The sequence below is a fragment of the Microbacterium sp. SORGH_AS_0428 genome (assembly GCF_031453615.1).
Classification (GTDB): Bacteria; Actinomycetota; Actinomycetes; order Actinomycetales; family Microbacteriaceae; genus Microbacterium.
The window spans coordinates 2,872,095-2,886,426 of record NZ_JAVIZT010000001.1 but is presented as its reverse complement, the minus strand read 5'-3'; the positions used below and the strand labels follow the sequence as shown (position 1 = coordinate 2,886,426).

The window sequence follows — 14,332 nt, the reverse complement described above, 5'->3', positions numbered from 1 at the left end:
AACGGTGAGCCGGGGCATGCGGCAAGCCACCTCGGGAGCATCGGGGCAGCCTAGTTCGCGACTTTACCAATTTCTATTGGTTCTCACCAACTCTTCTTGGTTTCAGGCTGAAGCAGTGAACCCAAGCCCAGCAGCGTCCCCCGAATGGGCGCAGTTTGCTCGGGAACTGGGGATGAACCTGCGCCGCGCGCGTGACGCGAAGGGGCTCACACAGGAGCAGATGGCTGAGCGAGCCAGCATTTCGCTGTACGCCTACCAGCAGTACGAGCGGGGAGCCGTGACGCGCGGCGGTACGGCAACGAACCCACGGCTAGCGACCGTGCTGACTCTTTGTCAGGTGCTGGATGTTCGCCTCGGCGATCTACTGCCCGAAGTCCCGCGCCTGACGTTCACCGCAGGCTGACTCGGCGCAGAGTCGGGGTCGATTGCCCCACGCTCACGCCGCGCTTGGCTCGCCGTGGCGGTGCGACACGCCAAGGCGGCAGTACACCTCTTAGCCCTGATCCCACGTCCACGCGATGCCGCTAAACAGCCCGCCGTGAAGATCTCGTCCACGAAGGGTCACGATGCCGTTGTGGTCTGCGGTCGCGCTGTTGTACTCGTTCGCTTCGGTGGGGCGGGCGAAGGGGCTGAGCTGTGAGTACTTCCAGATGGTGTCGGGGATGTCTCCGATGAACTGCACTTCGATGATGGCCAGGAGTGCGCGCTCATGGAAGGCTCGGCTTGCCAGTGTGAGCGGGTTGTTCGTTGTGCTCGATGGCGGTCGGATGGCGAATCTGAGGTCGTAGGTTTCGCCTCGTCGCATCGGCTCTGTTGCGGTGCGGGCGGTGTTGAGGTGCCAGAAGTAGTCGTTCCAGCCGGCGCCGGTGATCGGACGCGTGTTGACCTTGAACGCGCCGTCGGGGTCGGGGAAGACGGTGCCGTCGTAGGAACGAACGACGTTGACCCAGTCCAACTCGTCGATCGTGAGGACGAAGCGGTAGTGCTCGTAGGTCTTCGTCCAGATGCGGTTTTCGACGATGATGCGGGTGCTGATGGTCTCGTAGATGATCCCGTTGTGCATCTCGGGCACGTCGAGTCGGAGCGGGGACTGCGGGTACGTGCCACGGATCAGCCGCGACGCGAGCTGATTCAGCGCGGCTGGTTCGCGATTGGCGACGGTGTCGATGCGTCGCTCAATCTTCTTGCCGTGGATTCGGCGGCGTTCTTGCAGCCGCGGGACGCCCTCGGTCTCTGGGCTGAGCGCGAAGATATCGAGCAGTAGTTCCGCGTCTGCTGCTGGGAGCGCATGGATCGCTGAGACGAAGCGGTGGCGGAGCCTGTCGAACGAGTCCGTCGTGTCCCCTTGGAGGAGTTCGGCGACGGTGTCGACGCGGTCGAGTCGATGCGCGACGAAGCCTTCGTTCTTGCGTAGAAGTGCGAGATCGAAGTAGACATCCGCTGTGACCGGGTGCTGTTGCGTCATCGGTTACTCCCCAAAGTAGCCAGGCGTCTTGCTCCGACTTTATTCCTACTTTCCGCCCGGTGATTACTGCGGACCTACCGTCGCTTCTGCGGCCGAACCAGCCGCAGAAACCAACGGACGAAAGGTTCCAACCAATGTCGGATCTCATGCCCTTCGGGGGTAGTACCCACATCACGCAGACCGGCCACAAGCTCACCGGGGCGACGGCGCGCCAGGCGAAGCGTGAACTCGACGAGCTCGCCGCGCGAAGCGAAATCGCAGCGGTCACCGAGCACATCGCGATGGTCCACGTGGCGCTCGGCGTGAACAACGCCGCCTCGCTCTACCGCATGACGCAGGCGCAGCTGCACGACATCCCCGAAGCCGCTCCACTGGTCGCGCCGCTGCTCATGGGCTACGTGCAAGGTGCCGCCCGTCGCTCGCAGCAGTACTGAGCGAAGGGGCGATCACTCATGGACGTCACCCGCGTGCTCGATCTTGTCAGCACGGGCATCGCCTTTGGGCTGGCGTGCGTCATTGCGGCCCTCATGCTCCGCATGATGCTCGAAGTTGTGAGGCGACACCGCGCGGCTCGTCGGGCGCGAATCGAGCGTGAGCTCGATCGGCGCCAGCGCCAGCTGCGCGCAGCGATCTTCTCCTTGGCATCCGCGCTGGCAGAAGAGTCCATCGCCGCTGACGACACCAAACACAGCATCACCCGCGCCATCTACATCGCACGCGGCGAGCTCCCCAAATAGCCGGGCAGATACATCCAGGCAACGAGGAACTGCGAACGATCGTTCATCCGATCCACCGTCAACGTGGGGGCCGTCACCCTCGCCGCTACGCGGCCCCCACGTTGATTTCTTCAACCTCACTTAACAACCCCGAAGTTGCACGATCGGACGGTTTACGTCCGATCCCTCGTCCGTCATAACTCAGGGCAGCAGTCCCGGGCCCCGTTCTCGCCATGACGTCTTCGTCATGAATCGACGTTCGTCGCGCCCGCATAAGAAACGGCTGCCGAAAGGAGGACTCAATGACCACCAACACCAACACCACCGCGGACCACGACCCGCCGGTCGAGTGGCCACGCAAGAGGTACCAAGCACTCATCGTCGACCCACCCTGGCCCACAGGCCAGTCCGGGAAATACGGGGCCGCGAGCAAGTACCCGCTCATGACGCTCGACGCCATCGCCGCGATGCCCATCGGCGACCTCGCGGACGAGAACGCGCACGTCTACTTCTGGTGCTATCCGTCTACTCGCCACGTCGCCGAGGACATCTTGCGCGGCTGGGGATTCCGCTTCGTCGACGAGTTCATCTGGGGCAAGGACCAGATGGGCCTCGGCCAGTACTTCCGCCATGCCCACGAAACGCTGCTCCTCGGTGTGAAGGGGAAGTTGCCCGTCCGGTTCAAGGGCCAGCGCAGCTTCGCGATGCTGCCCCGTCAGGACCACTCGCACAAGCCCGAGGAGGTGCACCAGATGGTGATGCGCATGAGCCCCGGGCCGTATCTCGAGCTGTTCGCTCGTCGACCGTTCCCTGGCTGGGACGTCTGGGGCAACCAGGTGGAGAGCGATATCCGCATTCCGGGCTACCCCGTGCCGAGCGACCTGCTCCCGCCGCCCGAGCTCGATCCGCGAACGGAGGCTGCCGATGCCTGAGCACCCGACCCCCGTTCTTTCCCTCAAGGAGAATCGTCATGTCCGAGAAGTCGCTCCTGCGCCGCATCGTCGGCGCCAGCGCCATGCTGCTGTTCGCCGCGCTCATGATCTGGATCGCCGTGTGGCTGATCCAGCAGGTATGGGTCTGGCTCGTCGCCGGGTTCGCGGCCGTCGTGATCGTGTGGCTCGTCGTCGTGATCGTGCGGTGGCGTCGCAATCGCTGGCTGCGGTAAGGGGCCAGCGATGAGTCGTCGCCCTGGTCGCCCGCGCCGCGAGTACCAGATCCGTGTCCGCGCGGAACGTCGAGAACGTCCCGACTACGAAAAGCTCGCCCGCGCTCTGCTCGAACACGCTGCCATGCAGGAACGAGCCCGCCGCGACGCCGAAGCCGCGAACCCCGAGCCCGACGCCCCCTCCGAGGCGAAGGAGGCGAGCGAATGACGGTATGGCGCGAGATCTACTGGCAGCCGCCGATCGACGAAATGCACGCGCTCGGGTTCCTTCGTGCCCTTGCCGCGGACGGCAGGCGCGGTGCGCTGGTCTGGGAGATTCGCACGGAGGCCGGGCAGACCCGCTACTTCCTCGGTGGCTCGACCACCGATCTCAGCAGCGCTAGCTCGCAGCTTCGACGCCTCGTCCCCGGCGCGGTCCTCGCGGAGCCTGAGACCGAGCGGGTCGAGGTCGAACGGGCGGGCCGGATTCAGGTCCGCCAACGCAGCCTCAATCTGACGCTCGCCAGCGGCTTCGAGACGCTGCGAGCAATCCTCGCGGCGCTCTCGGGAGCGAAAGACCAGGGCGACGTGCTCGTCTTGCAAGTGGTGATGGGGCAGGCGCTGGCTCCCGAGGTGCTACCGGACACCGCGTCCGACCCGACCGCACCCGTCACCTCACTGCTCCTGTGGGGCGCCCGCTCCGCCTCCGGTTCGATACGAACCCGACTGCAGGACAAGTTGTCCGAGTACCGGTTCAGAGCCGTGGTCCGGATCGGCGTCGCCTCACCGTCACCGGTCCGGCGCCGCCTGCTCGTCCACGAACTACTCGCCGCCATTCGCACGCTTCAGAGCGCGGGCACGGTGATCTCGATCACCAGCAAGAAGCCTGCCAGGCTTGACGAAGGGCGTGTCCCGCTGCGTCAGCCTCTCCGTCTCACCGCACAGGAGCTCCTGCCGCTGCTCGGCTGGCCGGTCACCGATCAAGACCTCCCCGGTCTTCCGTCGCCCCGCCCTGTGCGACTGGCCGCTCCCAGCAGCTACCGCTCGCCGCGTGCGCGGATCTTCGCGACCGCGACGGCGCCGGGATCGAAGCGCGCTATCGGCATCGACATCAACGACGCCCTACGCCACACGCACATCTACGGGCCGACTGGCGCCGGGAAGAGCACACTGCTGCTCCACCTGATCGCCGAGGACATCCGGGCTGGCAGATCGGTCGTCGTCATCGACCCCAAGCGCGATCTCGCGATGGACACGCTCAGCCTCATCCCGGAGAAGCGGCTCGGCCACGTGGCGCTCATCGATCCCTCGATTGATCGCCCCGCCGGCCTCAACCCGTTCGCAGGCTTCAACGCCCAGGGCGATCACGATCGCCGCTCACTGGTCGCCGAGACGATGCTGGATCTGTTCCGCGGCCTCTTCCCGAACGCCTTCGGCCCGCTCACCGCCGACACCCTCCACGCATCATTCCTCACCCTGACCTACACCCCGGATGCGTCGCTCGCGAGACTGCCGCGCCTGCTGACCGACCCGCTGTACCGGAAGAAGGTGCTGGCGAAGATCACGGACCCGGAGCTCCGAAGCTTCTGGGTCCAGTACGACGCCAAGTCCGCCGGGCAGCAGGCAGCGGCCGTCGGCCCTGTCATGACCCGCCTGCGACAGTTCTTGCTTCGGCCCGGTGTGCGTGCCGTGCTCGAGCAGAGTGCGCCGGCCTTCCGGATCGAGGATCTCTTCACCGCGCCGCGGGTGCTCGTCGTCAGCCTCAACAAGGGACTGCTCGGAACCCAGACCGCGTCGCTGCTGGGCTCGCTCGTCGTCGCGCAGCTGTGGCAACAGATCCTCAGCCGCGCCGCACTGCCCGCCTCGAAGCGTCGACCGATCAGCATCTACATCGACGAAGCCCAGAACTTCCTCCACCTCGGCGACCTCGCCGAGGCCCTCGAACAATCCCGATCCCTCGGCGCCGCCTGGCACCTCGCGCACCAACACCGCGCCCAGATGCCCGACAAGCTGCTGCGCGCCATCGACGCCAACGCCCGCAACAAGATCGTCTTCGGCCTAGAGGACGACGAAGCCAAGACGGCCGCGCGCATCACCGGCCTCGACGCCGAGGACTTCAGTCGCCTGCCTCCCTACGAGATCTACGCCAGCCTCCAAAACGAGGGGCGTCGCACCGGCTGGTTCTCCGCCCGCGTCCTCCCTCCACCGACCGCGATCTCCAATCCCGATGCCGTCATCGCCGAAAGCCAACTCCGCTACGGCGCCATCGAATTCCCGGTCGACGAACCTTCGCGGGCATCGTCGGCGAACTTCAGCGGTGTGGACCTCGATGACGAGCCCGTCGGACGCACGAAGCGGAGTGCGAAATGAGCGGTCGCGAAGCGGAGGAGAGATGTCCGGTCGCCCGTCTGGTCGCGTCGCCGACGAAAGCTCCTCTCCCGCGGAAACTCGCGCAACGTCGCCCCTTCTCGCTGCCGACTATCCCGCCCCTGGCGGGATCCACCAGCCACCAAGGGGGCCGCCGATGAAGAACATCAGCCCCAACGAGCTCGACCGCATCGCACGGACCCTCAGCAGTCGCGACTGGCGCATCCTGAACTTCGTCTCCGCGCAGAAGTTCGCCACCACCACGCACCTCCGGCGTCTCTGCTTCACCGACCACGCCACGATCGGGGCTGCCACCAGGGCCACCCTGCGCGTGCTGGACCGGCTCCTCGAGCGACGCCTCGTCGGCCGTCTGGAACGCCGAGTGGGCGGTGGGCGCCGAGGGTCCGCCGGGTTCATCTGGCACCTGGACGTTGCCGGCGAACGACTCACCCGACCAGCAGGCGCACCCAAACGCCACGTCAGGGAACCATCCATCGCTTTCCTCGAGCACACCCTCGCCGTCACCGACACCGTCGTGGCGCTCCACGAGCTCGCGCAGGACGGCGGACCGGCCCTCACCAGATTCGAGGTCGAGACGGCTGCCTGGCGCCGCTTCCTCGGCCCACATGGCATTCCCGTCATCCTCAAACCCGACCTCTACGCGCAGCTCTCCAGCGACGACTACGACGACCACTGGTACCTCGAAGTAGACCGAGGAACCGAGAGTCTGCCCGTGCTCCTCGCCAAGAGCCACGTGTACGCCGCGTACCGCGCCACGCAGGCCGCACAGGCGGAGCACGGCGTGTTCCCCCGGGTGGTCTGGATCGTGCCCACACAGCGGCGCGTGGCGCGGCTCGAAGCCGCCATTCACGCCGACCTGGGCCTTCCGGACCGGATCTTCACCTGCATCACACCCGAAGAACTCCCGGCCACCCTGCGCGCAGAAGCATCATCACCCGAACAACGAAAGGAGGAACCATGAACCCCGAAACACCACCCCCAGCCGACCGTGGCGAGCAAGACCCGCCGCGCAGGGAACCGCCGTTCGGCCCCGAAGCGCAAGCATCCGTCGAGCGCTCCCTCGCAGCACTCAAAGACCCAGACGACGCACTTCGGATCCTGTCGCTCGTCAACGAACACGGTGCAGCCTTCGCCGCGTACCTCCTGCTGCCCGACACCAACGTCGCCGCCAAGGACATCGGCGACAGCTTCTACGACCACTACGCCGCCACCTGGGAACACTTCGACCAGTTCCGAAACGACGTCCTCGAAGGCCTCGGCTGGATCAAGGCGCTCCGCACGTTCATGGACGAGCACGGGCTACCCGAAGACCACCTCACCTGGAACCACGACGTAATCGACCAGCGAATCGTCGAGACCTACGACATCGTCCACCTCGACGGCTGGTGGCACGTCTTCCACAAGTAGTCCCCATCATGCCCGTCGATCGCACGCGTGCGGTGGGGGCCAAGGCTTCACCTTCACGGGTGGAGAACTACAACCACACAGACCAGGGACGTTCCTGCGACGGACAGGAGCGGCCTCGGAGCTTCAACCGAAAGGAGGCGCACCATGCACATCAAGTCAATCTACGAAGAGCACTACCTCGGAGAGACCTACCGGACAGGGGTCGCCTACCTGAGGGCACGCAAAGAGGGAGACGACCGGGCACCCAGACGCGTCGGCACGTACTCGATCGATCGGCAACGAGAGTTCATCGCCAAAGCCGCCAGAGTCCAGGGCGTGATCATCGTCGCCGAGTACATCGAGTACGCCGACTACGAGGGGTACCGGCCCGCCTTCAACAGCGCCGTGTCATTCATGTCGGAAACCGGAGTCCCAGAGCTCTTCGTCGCCCGCGAAGAGTACCTGGCTCGGCGGCGGAGCGACTTCCGGCTGCTCATGACGCTGCTCATCGACAGCCAGATCACGCTCATCCCCGCTATCGACCGGAGGAAGCAGCACTAACCGTCACCCGTGGGGTCAGACGCGCAGCCAGCCGCCTGGCCCCACGCTCACCGCTGAACCGAAGAAGAGGAGCCATGCCCGACTTTTTCCCAGATCAGCGATGTGAATTCTACGTCGCCAAGCATCTCGACTTCTCAGGCGAAGTGAGCGTAAATCAAGGAGCCAAGTCCGCCCGTTGAGCGGCAGAAAGGAGCGCACCATGAACGAAGACACCCCAGCTGCCGAGCTAACCTCCGGGCACACACTTACCGCCGTTTCTTACCTGCGCGTCTCCACCAAAGAGCAAGCAGAGCGCGACGGCGATCCCGAAGGCTACAGCTTGCCCGCGCAGCGCGAGGCAAACGAGCGTAAGGCGCTCTCACTCGGGGCCCGAATCGTTGAAGAGTTCGTGGATCGCGGCGAGTCAGCTCGTTCGGCGGATCGACCTGACTTGCAACGGATGCTCCAGTTCGTGGCGGAGAATCCCGTGAACTTCGTCATCGTGCACAAGGTGGACCGACTCGCCCGTAACAGGGCCGACGACGTCGCTATCAGTCTTGCTCTGCAGCAGGCAGGGGTGCGACTGGTATCCGTCAGCGAGAACATCGACGAGACCCCATCAGGGATGCTTCTTCACGGCATCATGAGCTCGATCGCTGAGTTCTACTCCCGCAACCTTGCCAACGAGGTCGTGAAAGGGATGAGCCAGAAGGCAAAGACAGGTGGCACTCCGGGACGCGCCCCGATCGGCTACCTGAACCGCGCCGTCATCAACGAAGACGGCCGGGAAGTCCGCACCGTGATCGTGGACGATCAGCGCGCTGAGTTGATCTCGTGGGCCTTTCGCACCTACGCCCAGGGCCGGCTCACCGTCCGCGGGGTCGCCCACGAGGCAGCGGCGCGTGGCCTCACCTCCCCCGCTACGCCCGCGCGTCCCTCACGGCCGGTGGACGCGAAGATGCTGCACAAGATTCTCTCGAACCCGTACTACAAGGGTGAGGTCCGCTTTCAGGGCGGCGTATACCCCGGACGACATCGGGCTCTGGTCGATGCGGCGACCTGGCAGAAGGTGCAGGATCTCATGGCCTCTCGGGTGCTGGGCGAGAAGGTCCGCAAGCACCATCTGTACCTCAAGAGCTCGGTCTTCTGCGGAAAATGCGGCTCACGGCTACTCGTGCACATGCCGCGGAACCGGCACGGCACCACCTACGAGTACTACATCTGTTCCGGGCGTCATTCCAAGCGGAATGGATGTACTCAGAGAGCGCTTTCGGTCAGCCGCGTCGAGAACATGGTGGTCGCGCTGTACAAGCATCTCCAGCTCGAGCCGGAGGTTCGGCGCTCCATCGAGCAGCACCTCAAGACGGAACTCGAGCGCGGATCGCTAGAGGCCCGACGCGCGCAACGCGACCTTGCCCTGGAACAGGCACGCCTCGACGCACGAAGCAGAAAGCTCCTCGACGCTCATCTCGACGGAGTCATCCCGGCCGAGCTGTACAAAGAAGAGCAGCGGTCTATCAGTCAGCAGCTTGCAACCGTGGTCGAGCGGCTCGAAGCACTGAGCGTGGGATTCGATGAGCTCGAGCGCAATCTCACCGGCGCCATCGAGCTAGCTTCCAACTGCTACGAGGCGTACAGACGTGCGCCTGATGCCCTCCGCCGCACTTACAACCAGGCCTTCTTCAAGCGGATACTGATCTGCGAAGACGAGCCCGCGGACGGGGAACTACAGGAGCTGTTCGAGGTCGTGTTCAGGCCCGCTCCATCCGCGCCCACTGACATTGAGGAAAGAGAAGAGGCCGAAAACACGGTGCTTTCGGCCTCTGAGGGTTCTAAAGAAGTACGTTTGGTGCCCCTGGAGGGATTCGAACCCCCGACCCGCTCCTTAGGACGGAGTGGCTCTTCCACTGAGCTACAGAGGCTGGCCCGTCGAGTCTATCGGCAGCGACGCGACGGACAGGTGACCGGATGACGCCGCGTCAGTCGAACAGGCGACGCCACAGGTTCGTGTCGGCCAGATCCAGCAGTTCGTCACCACGGCCCGAGAGCACGGTGCGCAGCGCCCACAGCGAGAAGCCCTTGGCCTGCGCCGCGGTGATCGACGGCGGCATCGACAGCTCCTCGCGGGCGACCACGACGTTCACGAGCACCGGACCGGGATCGGCCAGCGCACGCCGCAGCGCGGGCTCGAGGTCGGCGGCGCTCTCGACGCGGATGCCGGTGATCCCGACCGCCTCGGCCACGGCGGCGAAGTCGGGGTTGTGCAGGTCGGTGCCGTAGTTGACGATCCCGGCCGCCTTCATCTCGACCTCGACGAAGCCCAGCGCGGAGTTGTCGAACACGACGATCTTCACCGGAAGGTCGTTCTGCCGGATCGAGAGGAGGTCTCCCATGAGCATCGCCAGTCCGCCGTCACCGGCGAGCGCGATCACCTGGCGGGAGCGGTCGACGGCCTGCACGCCGAGCGCCTGGGGCAGCGCATTGGCCATCGAGCCGTGCGTGAACGAGCCCAGCAGGCGCCGCTGCTCGGTCATGTGCAGGTAGCGCGCCGCCCAGATGACGGGCGTGCCCACATCCGCGGTGAAGACCGCATCCGCGGCCGCCAGCTCGTCCACGAGACGGGCGACGTACTGGGGGTGGATCGGCTTCTTGCCGTCGTCGTTGGCGAGACCGTCGAGCTCGCGCCGCGTCTTGCGGTAGTGCTCGACCGACTCCTTGAGGTGGTGGTCCTTGCGGCCTTCATCGATCAGCGGCAGCAGAGCGGATGCGGTCGCGCCCGCATCCCCCACGAGCCCGACGTCGATGGGCGTGCGGTGTCCCAGCTGCTCGCCGCGGATGTCGATCTGCACGATCTTCGCCTTCTCGGGGAAGAACTGCCGGTACGGGAAGTCGGTCCCGATCATCAGCAGTGCGTCGCACTTCTCCATGGCGCGGTAGCCGGAGGAGAAGCCCAGCAGCCCCGTCATCCCGACGTCATAGGGATTGTCGTACTCGATGTGCTCCTTGCCGCGGAAGGCGTGCACGATCGGCGCCTGCAGGCGGCCGGCGAGCGCCAGTACCTCGTCGTGGGAGCCCGCCACCCCGGCCCCGGCGAGGATCGTCACCTTGCCCGCCGCGTTCAGCACGGCGGCCGCCTCCTCCAGCTCGGATGCGGACGGCACGACGACGGGTCGTGTGGCGCGGATCGGAGCGGACGGGCGCCGGTGGGGAGCGTCCGCGAAGAAGACGTCACCCGGGACGACGACGACGGCCACGCCGCGCTTCTCGACGGCGGTGCGCATCGCCGTCTCGAGCACCCACGGCAGTTGTGCCGGGTCGGAGACCAGCTCGGCGTAGTGGCTGCACTCGCGGAAGAGCTCCTGCGGGTGGGTCTCCTGGAAATAGCCGCTGCCGATCTCGGCGGACGGGATGTGGGAGGCGATCGCCAGCAGCGGCACGCGCGAGCGGTGCGCATCGAAGAGGCCGTTGATGAAGTGCAGGTTGCCCGGCCCGCAGCTGCCGGCGACGACGGCGAGCTCCCCGGTGATCTCCGCCTCGGCCCCCGCCGCGAACGCCGCGGACTCCTCGTGCCGCGCGTGCAGCCATTCGATGCCGCCGTCCTTGCGGAGGGCATCCGTGAACGCGTTCAAGGAGTCGCCGGGCAACCCCCAGATGCGGGTGATCCCGGCGTGACGAAGAGTGCGGACGAAGAGTTCTGCGACGTTTCCGGCCATGGCACCACGCTAAAGCGGACCACCGGATCCGGCTAAGACGATTGACGAACGGGCACCCGACGTGTGTCAGAGGGCCACGGCGGACACGACACCCTGCACGCTGCGCTCGAGGAAGCCCACGATGTCGTCGATGTCGACGTCGTCATCGACGGCCAGCTCGATCAGCACTTCCTCGGCGAACGCGACCCAGGAACGCAAGGCGACGTCGAGCAGCGGGCTGGCGGGGACTCCCAGTTCGGCGAACACCTCGCGCAGCCGCTGGGCGTTGGCATCCCGGGCGCGGTCCACGACCACCCGCACCTCGGGGTCGCCGCTGGCGACGCCGCGCACGAGCGAGAAGAAGGTGCCGCGGTTCTCCCGCACGAACAGTGCGATGCGGCGCAGGGTGTCGCGCAGCCGCTCCACCGCGGCCAGCTCCTCGCGCGGCTGGGTCGCCTCCAACAGCGCGTCACCCGCGCGCGCGACCACCGCCTGGTGCAGGCCCTGCCGCGAGCCGAAGTAGTGGAAGATCAGCGCGCGCGAGACCTCCGCCTGCTCCGACAGCTCCTCGATGGTCAGGTCGTCGAGCGGCCTGTCCGCCAAGAACGCGACGCCGAGGGCGACCAGCTGCGCGCGACGCTGCTCCGGACTCAGCCTGGTGCGCCGCTCACTCCCCATAGCCAGAGCCTAGGCGAGACGTCGGCTGCGCCCGGGGTGAGAGTCCTCTCATACCCGCTCTCACGCTATTGACAGTTCGTCAACGAGGTCTAGGCTCACTCACCGACGGCATCGTCGCCGTCCCCTCACCCCCGGAGGATCGATGAAGTTCCCCAACATGGTGCGCTCGCGCGCCGGTCGTGTCGCCCTGGCCACCATCCCTGTCGTGGCCGCATCCAGCCTGCTGTTCGGAGGTGTCGCGCAGGGCGCCGTGCCCGTCTCGTTCGCGGTGTCCGGCAGCGAGTTCCAGATCAGCGCCTCGCAACTCGAGGGCAGCGGGTTCTCGCAGTACGCCGGTGTCACCCAGGACACCGCCGGCAACCAGCACTCGGTCGCGATCGCCAACATCGCCTCGGCGACGCTGGCCGATCTGTGCCAGTCCGTCGTGTCGGACACTCCGCTGGGCAAGGTCGGCGTGCTGATCACGGCCGGCGGCGGCGGAAACCCGGCGAGCGCCACGAACCTGCAGATCGGCATGACGGGTCTGCGCGGCGACTCGTCCTTCGGCAACATCCGCATCGGCGTGGATGCGTCCACCGTCAACACCGCGGCCAAGGGATCCGCGGGCGACTTCGCGCAGGATGCCGACACGGTGAGCATCGCGAACCTGCAGCAGAACTCCTGGAGCACCCAGGCGTCGACCTTCACCCTGACGGGGATGAAGCTGGAGCTGACCGACGGAACGAAGACATGCTTCTGAACGCCACGCGTCGCTCCCTCGCCGAGCGCGAGGCGATCGAGGAGGAGCCCGCGAAGAAGCCGTCGCGCTGGCGCGCCTGGCGCACGCAGCGCCCGTTCGTCGGCGGCGTGTTCGTCATCGTCGCAGGTCTCGTGATGTTCCTGTCCAGCCAGCTCGATTTCGGCAAGCTGCACATCCAGCTCGGTATCGAAGGCCTGCAGGCGACCATCGTGCCGCTGGCTCTGGTCCTGCTCGGCGCCCTGTCGATCTTCATGCCCGCACACCGCATCTTCTACGGCGTGATCACTCTGGGCCTGGCCGTGTACTCGATCGTCGGGGTGAACCTCGGAGGGTTCATCGTTGGGATGCTGCTCGGCTGCGTGGGTGGCATCACGGTCGTCTCGTGGGCGCCGCGGTCCGGTGAGGCCGCATCCGCGCTCGCACCGGGCGAGGAGCAGGAGGTGCGAACCAGCGGCGAGAAGGAGACCGCATGATCCGCCGCCTGCTGCCCGTCGCCCTGGCCGGGGCGCTGATCGCGACCACAGGCGCCGCCGCTCCGATCGAGCGGCCCACGGCGTGGTGCATTCCGCTGTTCATGTCGTGCGACGACCCCACCCCGACACCGTCGCCCACGCCGTCGCCGAGCGCGTCATCCGTGCCCGGCCTGCCGGGGCTCCCGGACCTCGGCGGACAGAGCCCGACCCCGGACGTGTCGCCGACCCCGCAGGCTCCCGCCGAGCCGGAGGCGCCCGTCGAGGCGGTGCCGGATGAGACCGCACCCGTGTTCACCCAGCCGCCGGCACAACTCGGCTCGGACGGCCTGTCGATCAGCGGCCTCACAGGCATCTCGCTCGTGACCGTTCCGCTGGCCGACGGCACCCGGACGCACGCTCTCAAGATCAGCGCGGACAGCATCACGATCACCGGCTTCGCTCTGACTGTGGGACACGCGGAGGGTCCTGCCCTGGTGACCACGGCGGACACCATGACGCTCTCGGGCGATGTCTCGGTCTATCTGAACTCCCTCACCGCCACGGGCGCCGACGGCACGTCGTACACCCTCGGGGCCGAGACTCCCCCGCCGCGCGACGGAATCACCCCGACGCTGTTGCGGGTGACGCTCGGACTCGTCGGGGCGACGGCCGATTCGATCAGTTACTCGAACACGGACCAGCGGCTGACGTCCTGAAAAGTTCCCGGTGAACCTCGTGTGAGTTCGATCCGATCCGCGTGCAGGGGTTGATTCCGCTCGGGATTCTCGGAATCGTGGCCGGTCCGCAGACATCGATGGAAGGGAGCACCATGCTCACTCTGACGGAGAACGCTGCTTCGGCGGTCAAGACGATCTCGTCCCAGATCCCGGCGGAAGGTGGCGGGCTGCGCATTCGCGACACCGGCACCGAGACCGGGTTCGAGCTCGCACTCGCTGCCGCCCCCGAACCGCAGGACGCGGTGGTGGAGACGTCGGGCGCTCGCGTCTTCGTGGACTCCGGTGCGACGGATGCCCTCGATGACAGGGTGCTCGATGCCGAGGTCGGCGATGACGGCTCAGTCCGTTTCGCCCTCGGCGTCCGGGGCTGAGACCCCGCGCAAAGGCCCCCGGGT

17 protein-coding genes, 1 tRNA gene and 1 pseudogene are annotated in these 14,332 nt (G+C 66.4%); 15 read left to right on the top strand and 4 right to left on the bottom strand.

The genetic code is table 11. The features are described from left to right. Positions 1 to 172: 172 nt before the first annotated feature. Positions 173 to 403: a helix-turn-helix transcriptional regulator gene (locus tag QE374_RS14040; protein ID WP_309735847.1), complete on the top strand. Its 231-nt coding sequence runs from the start codon at positions 173 to 175 to the stop codon at positions 401 to 403. A gap of 90 nt (positions 404 to 493) precedes the next feature. On the opposite strand, the gene QE374_RS14035 is transcribed toward QE374_RS14040, so the two are convergent. After that, the gene (locus QE374_RS14035; RefSeq protein ID WP_309735845.1) at positions 494 to 1,465 is read right to left on the bottom strand and encodes a hypothetical protein; all 972 of its coding nucleotides are present in this window, start codon (positions 1,463 to 1,465) and stop codon (positions 494 to 496) included. 134 nt (positions 1,466 to 1,599) lie between these two features. On the opposite strand from QE374_RS14035, the gene QE374_RS14030 reads away from it, so the two are divergent. From QE374_RS14030 to QE374_RS16115, 10 genes and pseudogenes are all read left to right on the top strand, one after another. Continuing rightward, positions 1,600 to 1,899, top strand: a complete 300-nt coding sequence (locus tag QE374_RS14030) for a hypothetical protein (protein ID WP_309735843.1) — start codon at positions 1,600 to 1,602, stop codon at positions 1,897 to 1,899. Between the two features lie 18 nt (positions 1,900 to 1,917). Beyond that, positions 1,918 to 2,202, top strand: coding sequence for a hypothetical protein (locus QE374_RS14025; RefSeq protein WP_309735841.1), 285 nt, complete (start codon positions 1,918 to 1,920; stop codon positions 2,200 to 2,202). A gap of 281 nt (positions 2,203 to 2,483) precedes the next feature. Continuing rightward, positions 2,484 to 3,113 (top strand): MT-A70 family methyltransferase, encoded by a 630-nt coding sequence (locus tag QE374_RS14020; RefSeq protein WP_309735839.1) that lies wholly within the window; start codon positions 2,484 to 2,486, stop codon positions 3,111 to 3,113. A gap of 38 nt (positions 3,114 to 3,151) precedes the next feature. Further along, entirely contained in the window at positions 3,152 to 3,346 is a 195-nt protein-coding gene (locus QE374_RS14015; protein WP_309735838.1) for a hypothetical protein, read from the top strand. A gap of 10 nt (positions 3,347 to 3,356) precedes the next feature. Next, positions 3,357 to 3,554 (top strand): hypothetical protein, encoded by a 198-nt coding sequence (locus tag QE374_RS14010; protein WP_309735836.1) that lies wholly within the window; start codon positions 3,357 to 3,359, stop codon positions 3,552 to 3,554. Next, on the top strand, positions 3,551 to 5,695 hold the full coding sequence (locus QE374_RS14005) for a helicase HerA domain-containing protein (protein WP_309735834.1): 2,145 nt from the start codon (positions 3,551 to 3,553) through the stop codon (positions 5,693 to 5,695). The genes QE374_RS14010 and QE374_RS14005 overlap by 4 nt, the downstream gene beginning before the upstream one ends. A 154-nt stretch (positions 5,696 to 5,849) precedes the next feature. Next, entirely contained in the window at positions 5,850 to 6,674 is an 825-nt protein-coding gene (locus QE374_RS14000) for a replication-relaxation family protein (RefSeq protein WP_309735833.1), read from the top strand. Then, positions 6,671 to 7,120 carry a hypothetical protein gene (locus QE374_RS13995; RefSeq protein WP_309735830.1) on the top strand — a complete coding sequence of 150 codons (450 nt, stop codon included), beginning with the start codon at positions 6,671 to 6,673 and terminating at the stop codon, positions 7,118 to 7,120. The genes QE374_RS14000 and QE374_RS13995 overlap by 4 nt, the downstream gene beginning before the upstream one ends. Before the next feature lie 144 nt (positions 7,121 to 7,264). Then, complete coding sequence (locus QE374_RS13990; protein WP_309735828.1) at positions 7,265 to 7,660, top strand: recombinase family protein; 396 nt, start codon at positions 7,265 to 7,267, stop codon at positions 7,658 to 7,660. A 199-nt stretch (positions 7,661 to 7,859) separates the two neighbouring features. Next, positions 7,860 to 8,936: pseudogene (locus QE374_RS16115) on the top strand (recombinase family protein); the annotation flags it as partial. A 550-nt stretch (positions 8,937 to 9,486) separates the two neighbouring features. On the opposite strand, the gene QE374_RS13985 reads toward QE374_RS16115, so the two are convergent. The 3 genes from QE374_RS13985 to QE374_RS13975 all read right to left on the bottom strand — a co-directional run bounded on the left by QE374_RS13985 (position 9,487) and on the right by QE374_RS13975 (position 12,009). After that, a tRNA-Arg gene (locus QE374_RS13985) sits at positions 9,487 to 9,561 on the bottom strand. 57 nt (positions 9,562 to 9,618) lie between these two features. Beyond that, on the bottom strand, positions 9,619 to 11,352 hold the full coding sequence (poxB, locus tag QE374_RS13980; RefSeq protein WP_309735825.1) for a ubiquinone-dependent pyruvate dehydrogenase: 1,734 nt from the start codon (positions 11,350 to 11,352) through the stop codon (positions 9,619 to 9,621). A 66-nt stretch (positions 11,353 to 11,418) separates the two neighbouring features. Beyond that, complete coding sequence (locus QE374_RS13975) at positions 11,419 to 12,009, bottom strand: TetR/AcrR family transcriptional regulator (protein ID WP_309735823.1); 591 nt, start codon at positions 12,007 to 12,009, stop codon at positions 11,419 to 11,421. Between the two features lie 142 nt (positions 12,010 to 12,151). Between QE374_RS13975 and QE374_RS13970 the strand changes: the two genes are divergently transcribed. The 4 genes from QE374_RS13970 (at position 12,152) to QE374_RS13955 (ending at position 14,308) form a co-directional block, all read left to right on the top strand. Further along, complete coding sequence (locus QE374_RS13970) at positions 12,152 to 12,748, top strand: DUF6230 family protein (protein ID WP_137417638.1); 597 nt, start codon at positions 12,152 to 12,154, stop codon at positions 12,746 to 12,748. Next, complete coding sequence (locus QE374_RS13965; RefSeq protein ID WP_309735819.1) at positions 12,739 to 13,221, top strand: DUF6114 domain-containing protein; 483 nt, start codon at positions 12,739 to 12,741, stop codon at positions 13,219 to 13,221. Before QE374_RS13970 ends, QE374_RS13965 begins: the two co-directional genes overlap by 10 nt. After that, positions 13,218 to 13,916: a hypothetical protein gene (locus tag QE374_RS13960; RefSeq protein WP_309735816.1), complete on the top strand. Its 699-nt coding sequence runs from the start codon at positions 13,218 to 13,220 to the stop codon at positions 13,914 to 13,916. Before QE374_RS13965 ends, QE374_RS13960 begins: the two co-directional genes overlap by 4 nt. 113 nt (positions 13,917 to 14,029) lie before the next feature. Beyond that, positions 14,030 to 14,308 carry a Fe-S cluster assembly protein HesB gene (locus tag QE374_RS13955; RefSeq protein WP_137417641.1) on the top strand — a complete coding sequence of 93 codons (279 nt, stop codon included), beginning with the start codon at positions 14,030 to 14,032 and terminating at the stop codon, positions 14,306 to 14,308. Positions 14,309 to 14,332 lie beyond the last annotated feature (24 nt).

Excerpts from the sequence above, each read along its gene's own strand:
- QE374_RS14040 (WP_309735847.1), top strand. The coding sequence starts at position 173 with ATGAACCTGCGCCGCGCGCGTGACGCGAAGGGGCTCACACAGGAGCAG.
- QE374_RS14035 (WP_309735845.1), bottom strand. The coding sequence starts at position 1,465 with ATGACGCAACAGCACCCGGTCACAGCGGATGTCTACTTCGATCTCGCA.
- QE374_RS14030 (WP_309735843.1), top strand. The coding sequence starts at position 1,600 with ATGTCGGATCTCATGCCCTTCGGGGGTAGTACCCACATCACGCAGACC.
- QE374_RS14025 (WP_309735841.1), top strand. The coding sequence starts at position 1,918 with ATGGACGTCACCCGCGTGCTCGATCTTGTCAGCACGGGCATCGCCTTT.
- QE374_RS14020 (WP_309735839.1), top strand. The coding sequence starts at position 2,484 with ATGACCACCAACACCAACACCACCGCGGACCACGACCCGCCGGTCGAG.
- QE374_RS14015 (WP_309735838.1), top strand. The coding sequence starts at position 3,152 with ATGTCCGAGAAGTCGCTCCTGCGCCGCATCGTCGGCGCCAGCGCCATG.
- QE374_RS14010 (WP_309735836.1), top strand. The coding sequence starts at position 3,357 with ATGAGTCGTCGCCCTGGTCGCCCGCGCCGCGAGTACCAGATCCGTGTC.
- QE374_RS14005 (WP_309735834.1), top strand. The coding sequence starts at position 3,551 with ATGACGGTATGGCGCGAGATCTACTGGCAGCCGCCGATCGACGAAATG.
- QE374_RS14000 (WP_309735833.1), top strand. The coding sequence starts at position 5,850 with ATGAAGAACATCAGCCCCAACGAGCTCGACCGCATCGCACGGACCCTC.
- QE374_RS13995 (WP_309735830.1), top strand. The coding sequence starts at position 6,671 with ATGAACCCCGAAACACCACCCCCAGCCGACCGTGGCGAGCAAGACCCG.
- QE374_RS13990 (WP_309735828.1), top strand. The coding sequence starts at position 7,265 with ATGCACATCAAGTCAATCTACGAAGAGCACTACCTCGGAGAGACCTAC.
- poxB (WP_309735825.1), bottom strand. The coding sequence starts at position 11,352 with ATGGCCGGAAACGTCGCAGAACTCTTCGTCCGCACTCTTCGTCACGCC.
- QE374_RS13975 (WP_309735823.1), bottom strand. The coding sequence starts at position 12,009 with ATGGGGAGTGAGCGGCGCACCAGGCTGAGTCCGGAGCAGCGTCGCGCG.
- QE374_RS13970 (WP_137417638.1), top strand. The coding sequence starts at position 12,152 with ATGAAGTTCCCCAACATGGTGCGCTCGCGCGCCGGTCGTGTCGCCCTG.
- QE374_RS13965 (WP_309735819.1), top strand. The coding sequence starts at position 12,739 with ATGCTTCTGAACGCCACGCGTCGCTCCCTCGCCGAGCGCGAGGCGATC.
- QE374_RS13960 (WP_309735816.1), top strand. The coding sequence starts at position 13,218 with ATGATCCGCCGCCTGCTGCCCGTCGCCCTGGCCGGGGCGCTGATCGCG.
- QE374_RS13955 (WP_137417641.1), top strand. The coding sequence starts at position 14,030 with ATGCTCACTCTGACGGAGAACGCTGCTTCGGCGGTCAAGACGATCTCG.